The sequence below is a fragment of the Bifidobacterium sp. ESL0825 genome (genome assembly GCF_052606465.1).
The window spans coordinates 1,184,021-1,200,892 of sequence record NZ_CP199589.1; the positions used below are offsets into that span (position 1 = coordinate 1,184,021).

Sequence of the window (16,872 nt, forward strand, 5' to 3'; positions counted from 1 at the left end):
AACACTCACCACGCATTCCTTTGCGCTACAAGCCATAGTAGCGCGAAATTAGCACTCTGCCAACTTGAGTGCTAACGCTGGTGGTGAAAGAACAATCGCCGATTGATCCTTCAGGACTTGGCTGCCGGACGACGCCGGGCCAATATGGCCTCCACGCCGATGGACAGGGAGTCCTCGCTGCGGTCGGGCACCTCGACCTGAGCCTGCAACTCCTGCTTGTGAAAGTCGTCAGGCCGGCCATCGGCCTTCTTCTTTTCGGGGGGACGGGCCACGGAGACCTGCCGGGTGGACTTGATCTCCAGGCTGTGAGGACCCTCGTCCTCGCTATTCCTGCCGTCCCCGTCTGTTCCCTCGTCATGGGCTGATCCCAGGGAGAAGGAGATCAGATCCTGGCCCGCCGCCATACCGAAGGCATCCAAGGCCGGAGAGGGACTGATGCGCTTGAGCTCATTAGTGGCGTCGTCCTGGGCCTTTGCCGAGGACGACGATCCCCCGGATGCGGAGGACTGAGCCGACGAAGCTGGGTGCTCGTTGCCAGCAGATGCAGAGACCGATCCCGACTTGCCTGACTGGGCAGCGGCGGATTGCACGGATGCCGACTGCGGAGAGGCAGATCGAGCTGCAGGCTTGGAAGCAGCGGACTTGTCCACTGACGACTTGGGCGCTGCGGGCTTGGATGCAGCCTTTTGGGCCGTTGAAGATTTGGCAGTTGCCGGTTTGGAAGCCTTCGGACGAGAAGCCGCTTGTTTGGCTGGGGTCCGTTCAGAGGCCTTCTTGGCTGCGGACGGCCTGTTCGTCGTATGTCCTGTCTGCGCAGCAGCCTTCCCGGTCGACTTGACGGACCCAGCCGAACCTTGAGTCTTGCTGCTGCCGACTGTCGGATTTGCAGGCTTGGCGGAATTGCGCTGCCTGGCCTTGAGAGCTGCCTGTTGATCAGCCCTGGCCTGGGCCAGCGTTCGACGGATCTCACCCTGGTCCAGCACATCCGTGGCAGTTTCCGCGCGTCCCTGATTCTTGGCCTGTCCAGGCTTGCCGGAGGTCTTGCTCTTAGTCAGACTGGCTGCCTGCTGACGACGCTGCCGGGCACGCCGCTGGGCTAAATTGCGCTCCCAGGCCCGCGCCTGGGCCGAAGCATGCGCGCCTGCAGCCAACACCACTACCACCAGCACCAGGGGAATCAAAGCAAACCATGGGCTGTAGTCCATAAGGAAGGAGCAGCCGGCCACCAGCAGGGTCACAACCAAGAGGGTAACGACCAGGATACGACGACGGCGTATGGCCGCGCGGCGCAACTGTCTGATCTGCTTGACGCGCTGGGCCTGACTCCGCCGGTTGCCATCCTGCTGCCCTTGCTGCATGACCAACCCTTTCACCGTCCTCGACTGCCTGTCGCAGAACCTCATGCCGTCTTCCCGACCCACCATGTGCAGGGAGGTGGAAAGCCTGTCCTGGCGATGCTCCGAGGCCCGCTTCATGCCCTTGACGGTGCGAAACGGCAACCAACCCAGCACCAGAATCACCGCAATCACCAAAACCACGATGCTGCTGAGTGATTCATAAACCATAGGTACTACGTTAGTTGACGGTATGCCCCAAGCGGCAAGTCAAACCCAGCGTGTCGACCATGTCCGTCCCAGGAGCTCATAGACGAGCCAGCAAATCCGGATCGAATTGGTCACTGATCCAGGCGAAGGTCAGGTGGTCCCGCCACTGTCCGTTGACGTACATGTAGCTGCGGCGCAGCCCCTCCGGCTCCATGCCCAGCTTCTGGACTACGCGCAGAGACCGTTCGTTTTCAGGCAGGATCGCCACCTCAAGCCGGTGCAGATGGGGTCCGTTCCTGTCCCTGAAGGCCCAGTCAGCCAGCATGGCCAGAGCCAGGGGCGCGAACCCGTGACCAATCCAATCCTGGTCCACCCAATAGCCCGCTGTCGCTGCACGCATGGACCCGTAGCGGATGGCGCCCAAGGAAATCTGCCCCACGATGCTCTGATGAAACTCCATCAGGAAGACCGCTGAAGAGCCCTCCTGCCGGGCACGTGCCAGCTCTTGCATCCACTGGGCATAGGTCATGCCAGGCCCGTGGCGGGGATCCCCCGACTCCCATGGGGCCAGCCAATCGCGATTCCTCCATCGGACCGCGTTCCAGGCTGCTTGGTCGCCCTCGCGGATGGGCCTCAGCAGGAAGTCCCCATGGCCCGGGGGCGAAGTCAGACGATCAGGCAGATCCAGGGCATGGTCCGAACGGGCTCGGGAACCCTGCCAGACCTGGCGGAAGGTATGCAGAACCGACATGGCTCCATGTTCTCACCGAACGGCTGCTGAGGCAGGCATGCGTCCACCATGGAGAGCACCTGCTGGTAGAACTGGGGACATGAACGAGCAGGAACGCATCGATACGGACAAGCAGGATCGACGCGGCCGGTTGCTTGAAGCCCGACGGCGTATCGACCCGGCCCGATGCCTGGACGCAGGCCGCAAGCTTGCCGATCTGCTGGCAGGCCAGGTGCTTGCCAGGATCGAACGCTCCCCAGGCGGCCAAAGCCTGACCGTGGCTGCTTTTGCCTCCATTCGTGGGGAGATAGCCATGGACCCCAGCCTGGATCTCCTACTGGGCCGTGGCGACCAGGTGCTCATCCCCATGCTGGGTACAGGCACCGAAGTAGGTTGGGGCCGACTGCAATCACGGCAGGATCTGGATGACATGAAGCGGATTCCAGGTTGGCGGCCTGACGAACCCGATATGCCTGCCCTGCCGGCGCAGGCCTTAGGTAAGGCCGATCTGATTCTGGTGCCAGCGCTGGCCATCGACCATGCCGGCATTCGCCTGGGCCGAGGCGGCGGCTGGTATGACCGTGCCCTGGCCCTGCGTGCAGACCGGACCCCGGTAGTGGGCATCTGCTGGCCCGGCGAATTCGTGGAAGCCCCTCTGCCCCATCTGGACCATGATCTCCCTGTGGATGCAGTCCTGACGCCTGAAGGTTTCACGCCCACAGCCGCAGGTCTGTCACGAAGGCCCGGCACAGACCATAATGGTGATGAACAAGGCTGACGAGAGGCCCGGCGCCGATTCTTCTGGTCGAAGCCACCACTAGGATATTGGGTGTTGAACCAATCGTCGAGCGAACCGACCATCAGCGGAGGGAAAGAACGGTGCCCACCTATCATTATCGCTGCAAGAACTGCGGATACGACTTCACCAAGGAGCAGTCCTTCAACGACGAACCCATCACCATCTGCCCCAAGTGCGGGCAACAGCAGGTCCGCAAGATCTTCTCCGCAGTGCCCATCGAGTTCAAGGGCCATGGCTTCTACCGGACCGACGGAGCCTCATCCTCCTCCTCGGGCTCCACAAGCAGCAAGTAGACCGAGAAGCACATTCGACCACATCGACCATGCAGACCCATACGCCGGCCAAGATCCTGGCAGGCTGGGGGCATGGCCGATTTTTCCATCTTCAGCAATAGGGATAAGCCTTCATCCGCAGCCGGATCCCTGACCCGCCGACGGCGACTTTTTCGGTTGCGGCGTGTAGGGGCCGCCCTGGCATTAGGGCTTGCGGTCTTCTGCACCCTGCAGATCCTGCTTCAGGCTCAGGGCCGCCTATCTGTACTGGTCGCCGCGCGGCCCATTGCACGCGGATCAGCCATCGAGCCCGCCATGGTTGAAACGCGAATCCTGCATGGCAGGGAAGGTCTGCCCGGCCTGATCCCCTCATTTGCGCAAGTACGTGGGCAGCGGCTGATGATCAGCGTCCACACAGGGCAACCGCTGACCACGGCCATGATCAGCAGCAGACCGGCACAGCCACTTGGAACCACCCCGGTGACTGTTCGCCTTGCCGACGACCCGGGAAACCTGCAGGCTGGCGACCAGGCGAGTTTGCTGGCCTCGGGGAACTGCCCAGCCGCCGCCAGCACGCATCCCGCCCAACCCGGTTCTCTGCCACCACCCTCCACACAAGACCGACCAGGTTCTGATAGGGCGCCAGGGCTTGCCCATAGCCAGCAAGTCAACGACATGCAGACGCCGACTCCCGGGCAGGCCTCAGGCGGCGGACACTGCATGATAGCCGAGCAGGCACTGGCGCTGCAACCGGCGCAGACCATCGCCAAAGATCGATCCGACCCGGAAGAGCGGGAGGGCGACCAAGTCCAACAAGCGTCCCAGGCCGTCTTCGCCCTGAATGCCAGTCAGGCTCTGCTCTTGCTATCGCTGGATCCATCCACACCCGTCATCGCCATCCGCCCCGACAGCACTTCTGCACCGACACCCTCCGATCATGTCGGAAAACCGAAACCATTCTGGGCCCGCGATAATGGAGGAAGAAGCAGGCATGGGCTCTCCATGCCTCACATCGGCTACGGAAGGATGCAGGATGGCCTCGATCAATCAGGTGGCGGCCAAGGATACCGCCGAAGCAGTCCACAAAATCTCGCAGATCAGCAACAAGGGGGTGCTGGGCGAGTTCAAACAGTTCATCTCACGCGGATCCATGGTGGATATGGCCGTGGGCGTGGTCATGGGTTCTGCGGTGACCAGCGTGGTCAACGCCATCGTCAACAATCTGATCAGCCCCCTGATCGCCATGATCTTCGGCAAACCGGATCTGTCGGGACTCCTGACCATCAGCTACCGGAACGCCACCATCTCCTTTGGCGCCATTCTGACGGCCCTGCTCAACTTCCTCTTGATCGCCATCGCCGTCTACTTCTGCATCATCATGCCCATCAACAAACTGCGGCAGTTGAGCCGGGCAGCCTCGGGCATCAAGGACCAGCCCAACGCACCCAGCCCTCAGGACCAGACCCTTCAGCTGCTGCGCCAGATCGCCGAAGACATCCACCAGTCAACAGGTTCAGACAGTCAGCAGACCGGAACCGGACTGCCCAAAGGCCAGGACTAGGACCGGCAGTCAGTCGCCGCGCTCATTGGGGAAGAGTCCCCAGTGGGGCGGCAGCTCGCCCAGGATCCGCCGGTCATCCCCGTCAAGACGATCCTGCGCACAGATCCGATCCTGGGGATCCTCCTCGATGCCGTCGACATCGAACCGTTCCCTGCCTGGGCGCACCACGCGGCGATGCCGACGCGGGCGCGAAGCCGCAGGCTCACCGGCCTGATCGCCGTGGTCCAGCTGATCATCCGCCATCAACGCGCCTGCTGATAGATATCGGCAAGGCGGGCGACGATCCTGTCGGCTTCCTTGTCGGGGTTGACGAAGGCCGAAACGCTCCAAACGGTCATGACCGACCAGCCAAGATACTGCAGGTCCTCGGTGGTGAACCGGTGACGTTCCCGTGTGGACTGGGTATGCATGAACTCGGCGTCATCGGTCAGCACGGCCAAAGCAAAGGGCTTGTTCTTGAGCCCGACCACCAGCGGAATCCGGGGCGCCTGGTCGTACCCGTAATCCAAGGCCACGTCCAGCCCCCGGGTCCGCAGCCGCTGGGCCAGATCCCGGAAGAGCACATTAGTGGACTGCTCGGCCTGCTCGGGCCGGGCCGGTTCCGCGTCGGGATGCTCAACCCAGGTCAACAGCTCCTTGAGCAGACGCGGTCCAGGCTGGTGAAGGCGATCATCCTCCAGATCATCAGCAGAGAACGCCGCGACGATATCCAGATTCCGATCCGGCAGGACCAGGGCATCCAGCAGCATGCCCTTGCCTCCTTCGCCCTCCAGATCGCCGAACTGCTGCAGGAGACGGCCGTGGGTGGTCTTGGCAAAGCCCAGAGTCAGGATCACGTCCGTGGCTCGAGCGCCGCAGACCTCGTCAATGCCGACGATGCGTACATGCCGCAGGAACTTGGCGAAGACCCTGTCCTTGGCTGCCGCCGACTTGAGTTCGGCGCCCAGCCTTGAGCGGTGGGTAGCCGACAGGGTGACCACAGTCAGCAGATAACTGTTCGGCACCAGGGAGAAGGATCCGGCCCTGCGCTTGAGCATGTCGACAACGGCAGCGACCTCCTGTTGGCTGGACTCGACCAGACCGGTGGCCATGACCGGGACGCCAGCGCCCTCCACCCTGGTCAGGGTCACCCTGCCAGGTTCCCGACAATCGGGGACAGGTGCCGACAGATCCCCATAGCCGTGATCCTTCAGGAAGGCGTCCAACCGAATCGAACGGCGCGAGGGTCGGGCTTTGACGGTGACCGGGACCAGATGGTCGACCAGTTGCAAAAGGCCATCCGAAGTGATGGTGGGCCGATGGGCGATGACCGCCACCTGCCGGGCCCGAGCCAGCACAGTCAGCACCTGGATGGAAGGCATATGGGCCCCGGCATCGATGATGACCGTGTCGGCCAGCTGTGTCGGATTGGTCCTGGTTGCCAGCGTGGCCGGAGTCGCGATGATGATGGGCTTGGCCGCCGACAGGATGCCGGGGTGGGCCTGTTGGAAGACCGCAAGGGAGGCACCGGGGTTGCCGGCCAGCATGGTATGCAACTGATTGGCCTCCTGGGTGCGCGAGAAAAGCAGCTCGGACAGACGCTTTTCGCTCTCCTGGGCAACCATGGGCCCTACGCTGGCCACATGCTGGGCATCCACCTGACTGAAGCGGTCGGCTGCGTTGGACAGGGCGGAGCCATCCTGGTTGGAGATGATCTGCGAGGAGCGCATGATGTCGTCGAAGACCGTGGTCCACCAGGCCAGTTGCAGCTCGGCCCTTACCGCCTTGCCTTCAACCTGGCGGTTGCGCAGATCCTGGACCAGCTCCTCCAGCCCGGCCTTGCTGAATTCACCCTCCAAAGCGCAGCGCTCAGGCAAGGTATCCAAGGCTGTATGGTCGTCAAAGAGCGCCTTGAGTCGCTCCTCCACCTTGTTGAAGTCCATGGTCTCCAGATCGCCGCCAGCCGGAGTCGAGTCCAGGACGGTGTCCAGAGCTGTCATGTCGCGGATCAGGGATTCCTGCGTGTCGATGATGACGTCCAGTTTGGGCGGCAGGACCGGCCAGCCGCCGTGGGGGACGAAGGTCCGCCACTGCTCGGCCTGCTTGGAGACCACCACCAGCGACTCATGCAGATCCTCGACCTGGGCGCCGGGCCTGAGCAGGCTCTTGGCCTCCTTGACCAGGCGCCGACGCTCCCAGAATCCCAGATTGGTGCCATTGGCCTTGCGATCGGCCTTGGACTTGGTGGCCTCGATCATGGCGGGAATATCGCGCTCGAAGATGGAAGGCTGGAAGACATCCAGGACCCGGCGCAGGTTCTTGAGGACCACCACCTGCCGTCCCCAATCCTTGACGGTGGCGGGCACGGGGAATCCGCAGGTCTCTACAGTAGACTTGACCTGCTCACGGGTGTCCGGCAGAAGCCGTTGCAGGAGACGAACCACACGGGAGTATGCGTCCACAGCCTCGTTCTCGTTGACCAGGGTGGCACCGAACCAGGGAGTGTCCTGGGGGCCGATGACGAATTCGCCCAGCTCGGCAGCCCTCTCCAGCTTGTCCGCCCACGCATCCAAATCGGGCTGCAGATCGTGGGCGGTGGCCGCGCCCAGACGGACGCGGGTGGCAGGGTGCGTAGGCATATTGGCGATGTTGGCCAGATTCTGAATGGTTTGGTAGGCCGAAACCCCCCAGCTGGAATCCACCCCATGCAGATCGCCCAGGTAGCGGGTCAGTCGGGAGCGGACACCCACAAGCTCGTCAGCCACCTGATCAAAATGCTCGCTGGCCTTGCCGGGTTTGAACCCCACTGCATCGATCAGCCGTTGGTCCAGGACCCTGCCCAGCTGGTCATCGGTCAGATCAAGTGCCATGTCAGCCATCCCGGCAGCATCCAAACGATGCTGGAAACGCCGCTTCTCCTCCACCACGCAGGGCACATAGAGCACGGTCCTGCCGGCGGTGACGCAGCGCGAGGCGATGGCCAGGGCATCGTCGGCGCTGTGGAGGCCGGTCTGCTCATCCACAAGCACGCTGTGCCCGGTCGCCACCAGCTGGGCGGCATAGCGGACCCGGTTGTCCACATCTCCAGCCTCAAACTCGCTGTGAGGGTCAGCATCGAAGGGGCTGTAGTCAGGCACTGGTCCGCCCTTGAGCCGCTCGGAGGCTGCCTGGTCGCCAGCCAGGGCATCCAGCAGATCGTTGCCGGTGGACCCAGCGGTCATCCGATCCAGAATCCGAAGGCTTTCGCCCAGCAGCTGGGCCGATGGCTCGATAAAGCACCCCAGAACGATTTTCCGCTCAATGGTGAAGTCGCTGATATGCGGCGTGATCAGGGCCGTCATGTCCTTGAAAAGCGATGAGGTTTCAGGGGTGCCGCCCTGATAGTGGGAGGCGGAAAACAGACGCTCCGGATCCAGGGTGATGCCCCGCTCGCGCATGGCCGAGATCAAGGCAGGATTAAGATCCACCTTGCCTGTGAATCTGATGGAAGCCCTGGAGGCCCCCTGTGCGCTCTCATCGATGCGCACGGGATAGAGCAGTACGGGCATGTCGCGCCCCTGCCAGGCAGCCACCCCTACCACCATGGAGAGCTGGGCGAAACCGCTGGCGCGCTCCTTGGCGGCCTGATCGTCCAGGACCCGCTCCATGCGACGGTGGGCCGCACGCAGCATGCCGCGGTCCCGGAAAAGCGCATCCAGATGAACCTGGCCGCTGGCGAAGAGCTGGGCAATGCCTGAAGGATGCGCGTGCGTGAGATCCATCTGCGCCGCCAGTTGCGACACATTCTCCAGCGGGGTCAGTCCCACCTGGTTCTGGTAGTCCTGGCGCCATCCCCGGATTCGCTCCAGTGGAGTCAACGGGGCCTTGACCTCTTCTGCCGTACGGTCGGAGGAGGACCCGGCCATTGATGCCTGTGCATCTTCGGCCCGTTTGTCCTCTTCCGATCCCCCGGTGCTCATTACCGTCTCGCTCATCCGTCCACTCACTTCCGCACGGCGTTCAGATATTCGTGATACCCGTCATTGTTGCGCAGGGCCGCGTCGATGTCCTGGTCGCCCTGAGCCTCCAACCAGGCGTACAGATCATCATAGAGGGCCGGATTCATCGCCAGAAAGGGCAGCAGCTGGCGATGCTTGGCCATGGCGAACTGCAGGGCGAAGTCACCAGTACGCTTGGCATCATCGGAGCTCATTCCGTCCACCACGATGGCCTCCTGGCCACGGTCATAGTCACCCTTGGAGACCCGCTCGAAGACCGATCCGGGCTCGAAGGCCGGCTGATACTGCTGGTCATCATCCGGCTGATCCGCTGGCTGAGGACGTCGGGCCTGATCCGATTCCTTCTTGGAAAGGCGGGCCAGCTCTACGGCTCCCAGCGGGGTGAATCCCTGGGCGGTGTCCGCTTCCCTCCCCCGGCCTTGCCGTGATTGACCATCTGCATAGCCCCTGCGGCCGGAAGCTGCACGATCATCGCGATGCCGACGATCATCACGGGCATCGCGAGCATCCTGGTCGTAGCGATCCTGATCAGGGGCGGATTCAGCGGAACGGGAACGACGAGCATCAGCGAAAAGATCGCGGTCGACCGGCTGGCTGTCCTCCTGCCGAGTGCCGACCAGCGGCAGACTCTGCTCGGATTCGTGCTCCTGCCATGGCAGAGGCTGGCGGGCTTCGCCACCACGCCGATAACCTTCGCGGTCTTCGAATGCTCTATCATCCGGCTGGTCGGCATAGGCCCTGCGAGGGTATGATCCCTGACCATCAGCCGAGCCGGCATCGGCCGGTCTCCTGCCGGTCTGGCCATGCTCAGCTGAATCAGAATCGTCAGAATACCGAACCTGCGGGCCTCGCGAATCTGTGAGCTCTGCTCTTCCGGAGAAAGGCGGCGACGGATTGCCCTCCGAACCCTGCGCGGCTGGGGCAGTCCTGGGACGATCCTGTGAAGCACCGCTGGCCTCTTGGGAAGAATCGGCTGTCTTGGCAGCGCCCAGGGCCATATCGTGAAGGGCAGTGACCCGGTTGCGGACCCCGTCGGCCTTGAAGATGCCAGTGGGCTCGCCGGCACGCATGTCCAGAATGTCGTCGACGGACATTTCAGCCGCATCAGGCTCCACCATGCCCCGGGGCTGTGTGGAGTATGAGAAGAGGTCGGGCACCCGGGGCGAGGGATCGGTCTTATCCTCTTCGGGATTGTTGATGCGCACGAAGTCGACAGGGACATCACCGAACTGAAAGCGAGCCGAGCTGCTGGACAGGGGGAAGGCGGCGTCCACGGGCAGCCTGACCAGCGATCCGTCGGACTGGATCAGATAGGAGCCGTTGGTGGAACCCATGTCGCGCAGGGTGGCCAGACCGTCCTGGTCGACGGCGAAAATGGCATGCCGCTTGGACATGGATTTAGTCTGATCGGGCACCTCCAGACGACGCCGACCGTCATCGGCCAGCGGACGCAGAGGCTTGCGGCCGATCTCGACGGTCTCGCCAGGCTTGAGCCGGGTCTCTTCCGCCCCATTGAACTTGACTATCCACACCTGCCCCGGTCGCCGATCGTCACTCACGTTTTCGACCTCCCAAATCTGCAGCCGCCTTCACTCGGTACTATCGCCTATTCTGTCATGAAACCCAGAGATAGGATTGATTGCGTGCCGAATTACCTGATAAAGGACACATGATAGGTTCGCAGGCATAGCCCAGCACTTGGAGCCGTCAGGATCGGGAGCATCTGCAGACCTGATTGCGAAAACGGCACGTGGTTCATTGCCTGCCATGAATCAATTCAAACGCTTTGGTCCACCCTCGCACAGATAGTCTCCGAACAAATAGGCACACCCATCCCCCATGGCATGGCCGGATATGGGAAAGCCCCGGGCCGTCGGTGACGGCACAGGGCTTTCCAGCATGCAAGGGCTCAGAAAGAGCCGATGACTACTTGAGCTCGACGGTGGCGCCGGCCTCTTCCAGCTGAGCCTTGGCCTTGTCGGCGTCCTCCTTCTTGGCACCTTCCAGGACGGCCTTGGGGGCGCCGTCAACCAGAGCCTTGGCATCGGCCAGGCCCAGGTTGGTGATGGCCTTGACGGCCTTGATGACCTGGATCTTCTTGTCGCCGATGGCGGAGAGGACGACGTCGAACTCGGTCTTCTCCTCCTCAGCCGGAGCAGCAGCACCGGGGGCGGCAGCGGCCACGGCCACGGGGGCGGAGGCCTCGACGTCGAACTCGTCCTCGAACTTCTTGACGAAGTCGGACAGCTCGACCAGAGTCATTTCCTTGAACGCGTCGATGAGCTCGTCAGCGGAGAGCTTGGCCATAATGGCTTCCTTTCATTTGTGGCGACCGGCATTGACTGGTAGGCCGATCACCGAACATCTTCTTTTGTATTTGCCGTATGGATCCGGGCCAGTGGCCGTGGACTCAGGCGGCCTTTTCCTGCTTCTCGCGCAGGGCGTCGAACGTGCGCACGGCCTTGGTAGGCACAGCGACGAACAGGTTGGCGGCCTTGGACATGGTGCCCTTGAGCGCGCCGGCCATCCGGGAGAGCAGAACATCGCGGGATTCCAGATCCGCGATCTTCTTCATAGCATCCGCGTCAACAACAGCTCCATCAATGAAGCCGCCCTTGACGATCAGTGCCTGGTTGTCCTTGGCGAAATCACGCAGCGCCTTGGCGGCATTGACGTAATCACCCTTGACGAAGGTGATGGCGCAGGGGCCGGCAAGCATCTCATCGAGACCCTCGATTCCAGCCTCTTTGGCTGCAATCCGGGCTAGCGTGTTCTTCGCCACGTTGTAGGAAGTATCGCGGCCTAGCTTGTTCCGCAGATCGGCGACCTGCGGAACACTGAGCCCGCGGTACTCGGTGAGGATGATGGCGTCGGCGTCACGGAACTTGTCCGTCAGCCTGGCGACAGCCTCTTCCTTTTCGGGCCTTTTCATGGCGTTCCTTCCTAGACAGACCTCTGGAGGGAGCCGGACGACCGAGCATGGCAGGCAAAAGAAAGCCCTGCCGACAGGCAGAGCGAAAAAACAGGTCGCAAGGACCGATTTGAAACTCAACCTGTGCTGGCTCGATCAACCGAACTTAGGAGACCCAAGGGTCCCGACCAACGGTCTTTGGTATGCAAGGGGCAATACTACACAGGTCGGGTGCAGCCGTCAAGTTCACAGGCACGGCAAGTTCGAAGCCAGCCAGCTTCGGGGACTGCAGAACTGCAGCAGATTCACGGCATCTAGGCCCTGACGGGCGCAACCCGTCAGATCGCAGGCCCATAGGCGCCAAGCTGCACGGCTGAGGGCTCCTTGCTGACCTGCGCTCAGAGCTCGCGCACGATGCCCAGCACCAGCCTGGCGGCCGTGTCGGCATATTCGGAGATGTCGAACTCCCGGAAGACCTCGTAGTCGGTGTCGGCGTTGTCGCTCAGAGCGCGGATGACCAGGGCTGGCACCTTGTTGCGGGCCGCCACATGGCAGACAGCCGCTCCCTCCATCTCGACCGCGTCGGCCCCGGTCTGCTCCTTGACTTCGGCGATCTTCTCCGGGCTGTCCACGAAGTAGTCACCTGTTGCAATGGTGCCGACGATGTGCTTGATCCCCATGGAGTCCAGGGTCCGGCTTGCCAGATCCAGCAGGCGAGGGTCCGAGTGGAACTCCTCGGTGCCGGGGGCCGACTGGGCCACCAATCGCATGTCGGTATCCAGATAACGCAGGGTGCCGCCAAGAACCACGTCGTTGATGTGCAGATCCTTGTTCAGGTTGCCCGCAATGCCGGAGAAGATAACGGCCCTGGGGTGGAAGGCATCGATCAAATACTGTGTGGTGGCGGCGATGTTGACAGTACCCATGCCACCCACGGTGGCAGCCAGACGAACCGGGCCGTGCGCCCCATTCAGGGCGCCGCATATGACCTTCAGGCCAGCTTCACCGGCCCGGGGATCCTGATCCGCCTGCTGCAGACCTCGGCCGATCAGGGCCACCTCCTCATCCATGGCCCCGATGACGGCAACCGGCCGCCGATCCTCACCCTTCGGGGAAGCATCCGCTTCGCTCATACCTGACTCCTTATCCAAGATTCCACCTACAACTGCAGCCCGACCAGACTACTGCAGGCGCAAGTCAACGAGTTGCGCTTCGACGACGATCCACTGCTCCTGCCAGCTCCTCCAGCAGGTCCTGGGTATCAGGCCAGGAGATGCAACGGTCGGTGATCGAACACCCGTAGACCAGCTGGTCCAATGGGGCCGGCTTCTGATTGCCTCCACGTATGAAACTCTCCATCATCAGGCCAGTGACGCCTTCCTCACCGTCGCCTATCCGCCGGGCCAGCTCATGGACAACCTGGATCTGGCGCCGCTCGTCCTTGCCGGAATTGCCATGGGAAGCATCGATGAGCAGTCCGTGGGCAGCGGCGCTGTCCTCAGGCATGCGCTGGCGCAGCACGGCAAGGGCTGCCCGCACCGAATCCTGATCATAGTTGGGGCCGGACTTGGAGCCGCGAAGAACCAGATGGCAGTCGGGGTTGCCCATGGTCGCCACAGCCGCAGCCTGACCCTCATGGTCTATTCCGAAGAAGGTATGGCGTTGAGAGGCCGCATAGCAGGAATCAATGGACACATCCACGCTACCATCCGTGGCGTTCTTGAAGCCGATGGGCATGGACATGCCGCTGGCCAGCTGCCGATGGACCTGGCTCTCCGTGTTCCGGGCACCAATGGCCCCCCAACTGACCGCATCGGAAATGTACTGGGGCGATGTGGGCTCAAGAAATTCCGTGGCTGCCGGAAGCCCGGTCTCCAGCACACCCAGCAAAATGCGCCGTGCCAGGACCAGGCCCTTCTGGATGTTGTAGCTGCCATCCAGGTCGGGGTCGTTGATCAGGCCCTTCCAACCGACCGTGGTCCGAGGCTTCTCGAAGTAGACCCGCATGACGATCAGCAGCCGGTCCTTCAAGCGCTCATTGACGGCCGACAGACGACGCGCATAGTCCAGCGCAGCATCCGGGTCGTGGATGGAGCATGGACCCACAATGACCAGCAGCCGGTCGTCCCGCCCATGCAGGCAGTCCACGATTTCCTGCCGGGAGCGGATGACCAGATCCTTGGCCGATCCGTCCAAGGGATATCGAGTCAGCATCTGCGCGGGCGAAGGCAGGCGGTCAAGCTCAAAGACCCTCCTGTTGACGATCCGGCCTATGCCTACCTCGTCCTCCCACCTGGGCACGTTCCCGGTCTGCAGGGGGTTGACGCCTGCCGCAAGCGCCTTGTGCACCAGTTCAACCTCGTAGGCCTTGCTGGGTCGGGGCAGAGGCTCCTGTGGCTCATCCTTCATCCGGCTCATGCCTTCTCCTTTCCCGACGGGCTTGCACAGCATCGGCCAGGATCTGCAGCAGTTCCTCGGTCCTGTCCCAGGAAATGCAGGCATCGGTGACGGATCGGCCGAAGACCAGCTGATCCAGCGGGGCAGGTTTCTGATGACCGCCCTCAAGAAAGCTCTCCATCATGATGCCTGACAGGCCCTGCTCACCCTTGGCGATACGTTCTGCCAGCTCTTCGACCACCTGGGCCTCACGCACTGGATCCTTGCCACAGTTGCCATGGGCTGCGTCGACGATCAGCCCCCGGCAGGCACCAGGGCCCAGCGGGGCCTGATGCATGGCCTCCAGGGCGGACCGGACGGACTCCGAATCGTAGTTGGGGCCATGACTGGAACCGCGCAGAATCAAGTGACAATCTGGATTGCCCCTGGTCTCGGCAGCGATGACATGGCCGTCCAGGTTGATGGACAGGAAGTGATGCTCGGATGCTGCGGCCAGGCAGGAATCAACCGCTGCCTTTACGCTGCCCTCGGTCGAATTCTTGAAACCCATGGGCATGGACATGCCGCTGGCCAGTTCCCTGTGGACCTGGCTCTCCGTGTTCCGAGCCCCGATGGCCCCCCAGCTGACCGCGTCAGAGAGATACTGCGGGGTGATGGGATCCAACCATTCCGTGGCCGCCGGAATCCCTTGTCCCAGAACCTGCCAGAGCACCTGACGGGCCAGGCGAATCCCCTTGCGAATATTGAATGTTCCATCCAGATCGGGGTCGTTGATCAGGCCCTTCCAGCCCACTGTGGTCCGGGGTTTTTCAAAGTAGACCCGCATGACGATCAGCAGCCGGTCCTTCAACCGCTCATTGACGGCCGACAGACGACGGGCGTACTCCAGAGCAGCCTCCGGGTCGTGGACTGAGCAGGGGCCGGTGATGACCAGCAGCCGATCGTCCCGGCCATGCAGAACATCCCGAATGGCCTGACGGGAGTCCCGCACCAACTCCATACGCTCCGAATCCAAGGGCCGCGAGCGCAGAAAGACCCTGGGGGCCGGGATGGGATCCAACTGACGGATGTTGACGTCCACTGTTTCGGGAAAGACGGCCGTATCGGCAAAATACTGCCGTTCCTCTTCCGGGATGATATCCGGTTCCTTGACGAATGCCACGGTCGCTCTCCTCTCTGTCGTACTCCGACGATCCTGCCCGAATTCCTTATGACCGCCCGCATCCGGACCAATGCGGACGGTCCGTTCCCGCGATCCATGCAGACCACGGGAACGAACAGCTGAATGGATAAATTGGTGACGTTGCTCAGGCCAGGGCGCCCATGGGATCCCAGGCGGGCAGCATGATGGCCTCTTGATCGAAGGCCTGGCGATACTCCTCGGACAGCATAGACTTGGGCACGGCCACCTCGTAGACATACTGGCTGAACCAGTCGTCGCTCATGGTGAAGTAGCCCTTGTTGGCGATGTCCCCGCCCCAGGAGTTCTCCACCCGCCAGCGGTTGGTGGTCCGGCCGTCATCGGCCACATCCACACCCACGAATGCCATGGCGTGGTTCTGGGCCGAGTCGCCGAAGCGCACCCGCTGCTCCTTGTCCATGTCGAAGTCCACACCGTAGACCCGGCCGTACTCGAACAGGTCAGTGGCCCACTGGCCGGCCTTGCGGTCCATCATGGGGTGGCAGTCGGCGCCGAACCAGACCGGCAGGCCCTGCTCGCTCATCAGACGACGGGCGCAGTCCTTCATGACCTCCACCGGAACGTTCAGATACTCGGTGGGATCGCCGCCAGCCACGTTGCCCAGATGCTCGATGCCGATCTTGCGGCCCTTGGGGTGCTCGGGACGCGGATCGTCGACCAGGCAGACATAGTCTTCAAGTCCGGCATTCACGTAGCGCTTCCAGAACTCCTGCGGGGTGATCCGCCCATCCCTGTGGAAGACGCCGTCCTTGTCGGTCCACTCCCAGTCGAAGCTGGTGGGCGGGGTGCCCAGATGAATGGTCAGGATACGGTGACCGGCCTCCAGGGTCCGATCAATGATCCCGTCGATCCCGTCCGGGTTGGCCACCATGTGAGCCGTGGCCTGATGAAGCAGGCGACGGAGCTGGTCGTTCATCTGGCTGGTGTTCTGGGAGGAAGCGGTCTCGGGATAGAACTGCTTGGGCACTGCACCGTACTTCTTATAGATGTTCATGGCCATGATCCACTGGCCACCATCGCCCATGACATCGCCCATCAAGAAGCGCATGAGCTGGGAGTCGACGGGCTCGCCGGCACGCACCAGAGCCGCCACGTCGCGCAGGAAGTAGTTGACGCGCTCAAGCTTGTCATAGTACATGGCGTAGTTCTGGGACAGCTCGAAATCGCCCATAGGGTTGGCAGTGCTTTTACCATCGATGTTCAGAGCCTTGCGGGCCACAAATCGGGCTACATTCAACGAGCTGAAAAGCCAGCAGCGTCCGGAATGCGCCTGCGAGGTGACCGTGCCATTATCGATGCTGACCGAAAATCGGTGCTGGAGCAGGCGGGAGCGGTTATAGTTGTGGGCCACTTCGTCAATGCCTACCTGAGTGACGGCGTTCATGGCGACGTGGTTGGCCTCGCGCTCATCAAAGGCGGTGCGCAGGCCCTCCAGACGGGTCTGATCCAGTGGTGTCAGTACTGATGTCATACGGTCTAT

Annotated in this window: 14 protein-coding genes and 1 pseudogene; 4 read left to right on the top strand and 11 right to left on the bottom strand. The window is 62.3% G+C overall.

The window, feature by feature from the left end; translation table 11 throughout:
* Window positions 1-110: 110 nt before the first annotated feature.
* Together ACUIAG_RS05200 and ACUIAG_RS05205 are read right to left on the bottom strand one after the other, a co-directional pair.
* The gene (locus ACUIAG_RS05200; protein ID WP_445339250.1) at window positions 111-1,565 is read right to left on the bottom strand and encodes a hypothetical protein; all 1,455 of its coding nucleotides are present in this window, start codon (window positions 1,563-1,565) and stop codon (window positions 111-113) included.
* 76 nt (window positions 1,566-1,641) lie between these two features.
* Window positions 1,642-2,295: a GNAT family N-acetyltransferase gene (locus ACUIAG_RS05205; RefSeq protein WP_306221308.1), complete on the bottom strand. Its 654-nt coding sequence runs from the start codon at window positions 2,293-2,295 to the stop codon at window positions 1,642-1,644.
* A 79-nt stretch (window positions 2,296-2,374) separates the two neighbouring features.
* On the opposite strand from ACUIAG_RS05205, the gene ACUIAG_RS05210 reads away from it, so the two are divergent.
* The 4 genes and pseudogenes from ACUIAG_RS05210 to mscL all read left to right on the top strand — a co-directional run bounded on the left by ACUIAG_RS05210 (window position 2,375) and on the right by mscL (window position 4,906).
* The gene (locus ACUIAG_RS05210; RefSeq protein WP_445339251.1) at window positions 2,375-3,052 is read left to right on the top strand and encodes a 5-formyltetrahydrofolate cyclo-ligase; all 678 of its coding nucleotides are present in this window, start codon (window positions 2,375-2,377) and stop codon (window positions 3,050-3,052) included.
* A 101-nt stretch (window positions 3,053-3,153) separates the two neighbouring features.
* Window positions 3,154-3,366 carry an FmdB family zinc ribbon protein gene (locus ACUIAG_RS05215; RefSeq protein ID WP_045924833.1) on the top strand — a complete coding sequence of 71 codons (213 nt, stop codon included), beginning with the start codon at window positions 3,154-3,156 and terminating at the stop codon, window positions 3,364-3,366.
* 72 nt (window positions 3,367-3,438) lie between these two features.
* A pseudogene (locus tag ACUIAG_RS05220) lies at window positions 3,439-3,777 on the top strand (SAF domain-containing protein); the annotation flags it as partial.
* Window positions 3,778-4,378: 601 nt separating this feature from the next.
* Window positions 4,379-4,906 carry a large conductance mechanosensitive channel protein MscL gene (gene mscL, locus ACUIAG_RS05225; RefSeq protein WP_445339252.1) on the top strand — a complete coding sequence of 176 codons (528 nt, stop codon included), beginning with the start codon at window positions 4,379-4,381 and terminating at the stop codon, window positions 4,904-4,906.
* Between the two features lie 9 nt (window positions 4,907-4,915).
* Here the strand turns inward: mscL and ACUIAG_RS05230 are convergent, their stop codons facing one another.
* From ACUIAG_RS05230 to ACUIAG_RS05270, 9 genes are all read right to left on the bottom strand, one after another.
* Window positions 4,916-5,149 carry a hypothetical protein gene (locus ACUIAG_RS05230; RefSeq protein ID WP_306221311.1) on the bottom strand — a complete coding sequence of 78 codons (234 nt, stop codon included), beginning with the start codon at window positions 5,147-5,149 and terminating at the stop codon, window positions 4,916-4,918.
* Window positions 5,149-8,859, bottom strand: a complete 3,711-nt coding sequence (locus ACUIAG_RS05235; RefSeq protein ID WP_445339253.1) for a helicase — start codon at window positions 8,857-8,859, stop codon at window positions 5,149-5,151. Before ACUIAG_RS05235 ends, ACUIAG_RS05230 begins: the two co-directional genes overlap by 1 nt.
* A gap of 8 nt (window positions 8,860-8,867) precedes the next feature.
* Window positions 8,868-10,442, bottom strand: coding sequence for a variant leucine-rich repeat-containing protein (locus tag ACUIAG_RS05240; protein ID WP_445339254.1), 1,575 nt, complete (start codon window positions 10,440-10,442; stop codon window positions 8,868-8,870).
* A gap of 367 nt (window positions 10,443-10,809) precedes the next feature.
* Window positions 10,810-11,190: a 50S ribosomal protein L7/L12 gene (gene rplL, locus ACUIAG_RS05245; RefSeq protein ID WP_045924837.1), complete on the bottom strand. Its 381-nt coding sequence runs from the start codon at window positions 11,188-11,190 to the stop codon at window positions 10,810-10,812.
* Window positions 11,191-11,293: 103 nt separating this feature from the next.
* Window positions 11,294-11,815, bottom strand: a complete 522-nt coding sequence (rplJ, locus tag ACUIAG_RS05250) for a 50S ribosomal protein L10 (protein WP_045924838.1) — start codon at window positions 11,813-11,815, stop codon at window positions 11,294-11,296.
* 377 nt (window positions 11,816-12,192) lie between these two features.
* Window positions 12,193-12,927 carry a 5'-methylthioadenosine/S-adenosylhomocysteine nucleosidase gene (gene mtnN / locus ACUIAG_RS05255; RefSeq protein WP_313835912.1) on the bottom strand — a complete coding sequence of 245 codons (735 nt, stop codon included), beginning with the start codon at window positions 12,925-12,927 and terminating at the stop codon, window positions 12,193-12,195.
* 64 nt (window positions 12,928-12,991) lie between these two features.
* The gene (locus ACUIAG_RS05260; protein WP_445339255.1) at window positions 12,992-14,212 is read right to left on the bottom strand and encodes a 3-deoxy-7-phosphoheptulonate synthase; all 1,221 of its coding nucleotides are present in this window, start codon (window positions 14,210-14,212) and stop codon (window positions 12,992-12,994) included.
* Window positions 14,193-15,353 carry a 3-deoxy-7-phosphoheptulonate synthase gene (locus ACUIAG_RS05265; protein ID WP_445339256.1) on the bottom strand — a complete coding sequence of 387 codons (1,161 nt, stop codon included), beginning with the start codon at window positions 15,351-15,353 and terminating at the stop codon, window positions 14,193-14,195. Before ACUIAG_RS05265 ends, ACUIAG_RS05260 begins: the two co-directional genes overlap by 20 nt.
* A 145-nt stretch (window positions 15,354-15,498) precedes the next feature.
* On the bottom strand, window positions 15,499-16,863 hold the full coding sequence (locus ACUIAG_RS05270; protein WP_445339257.1) for a C1 family peptidase: 1,365 nt from the start codon (window positions 16,861-16,863) through the stop codon (window positions 15,499-15,501).
* Between the last annotated feature and the right edge of the window lie 9 nt (window positions 16,864-16,872).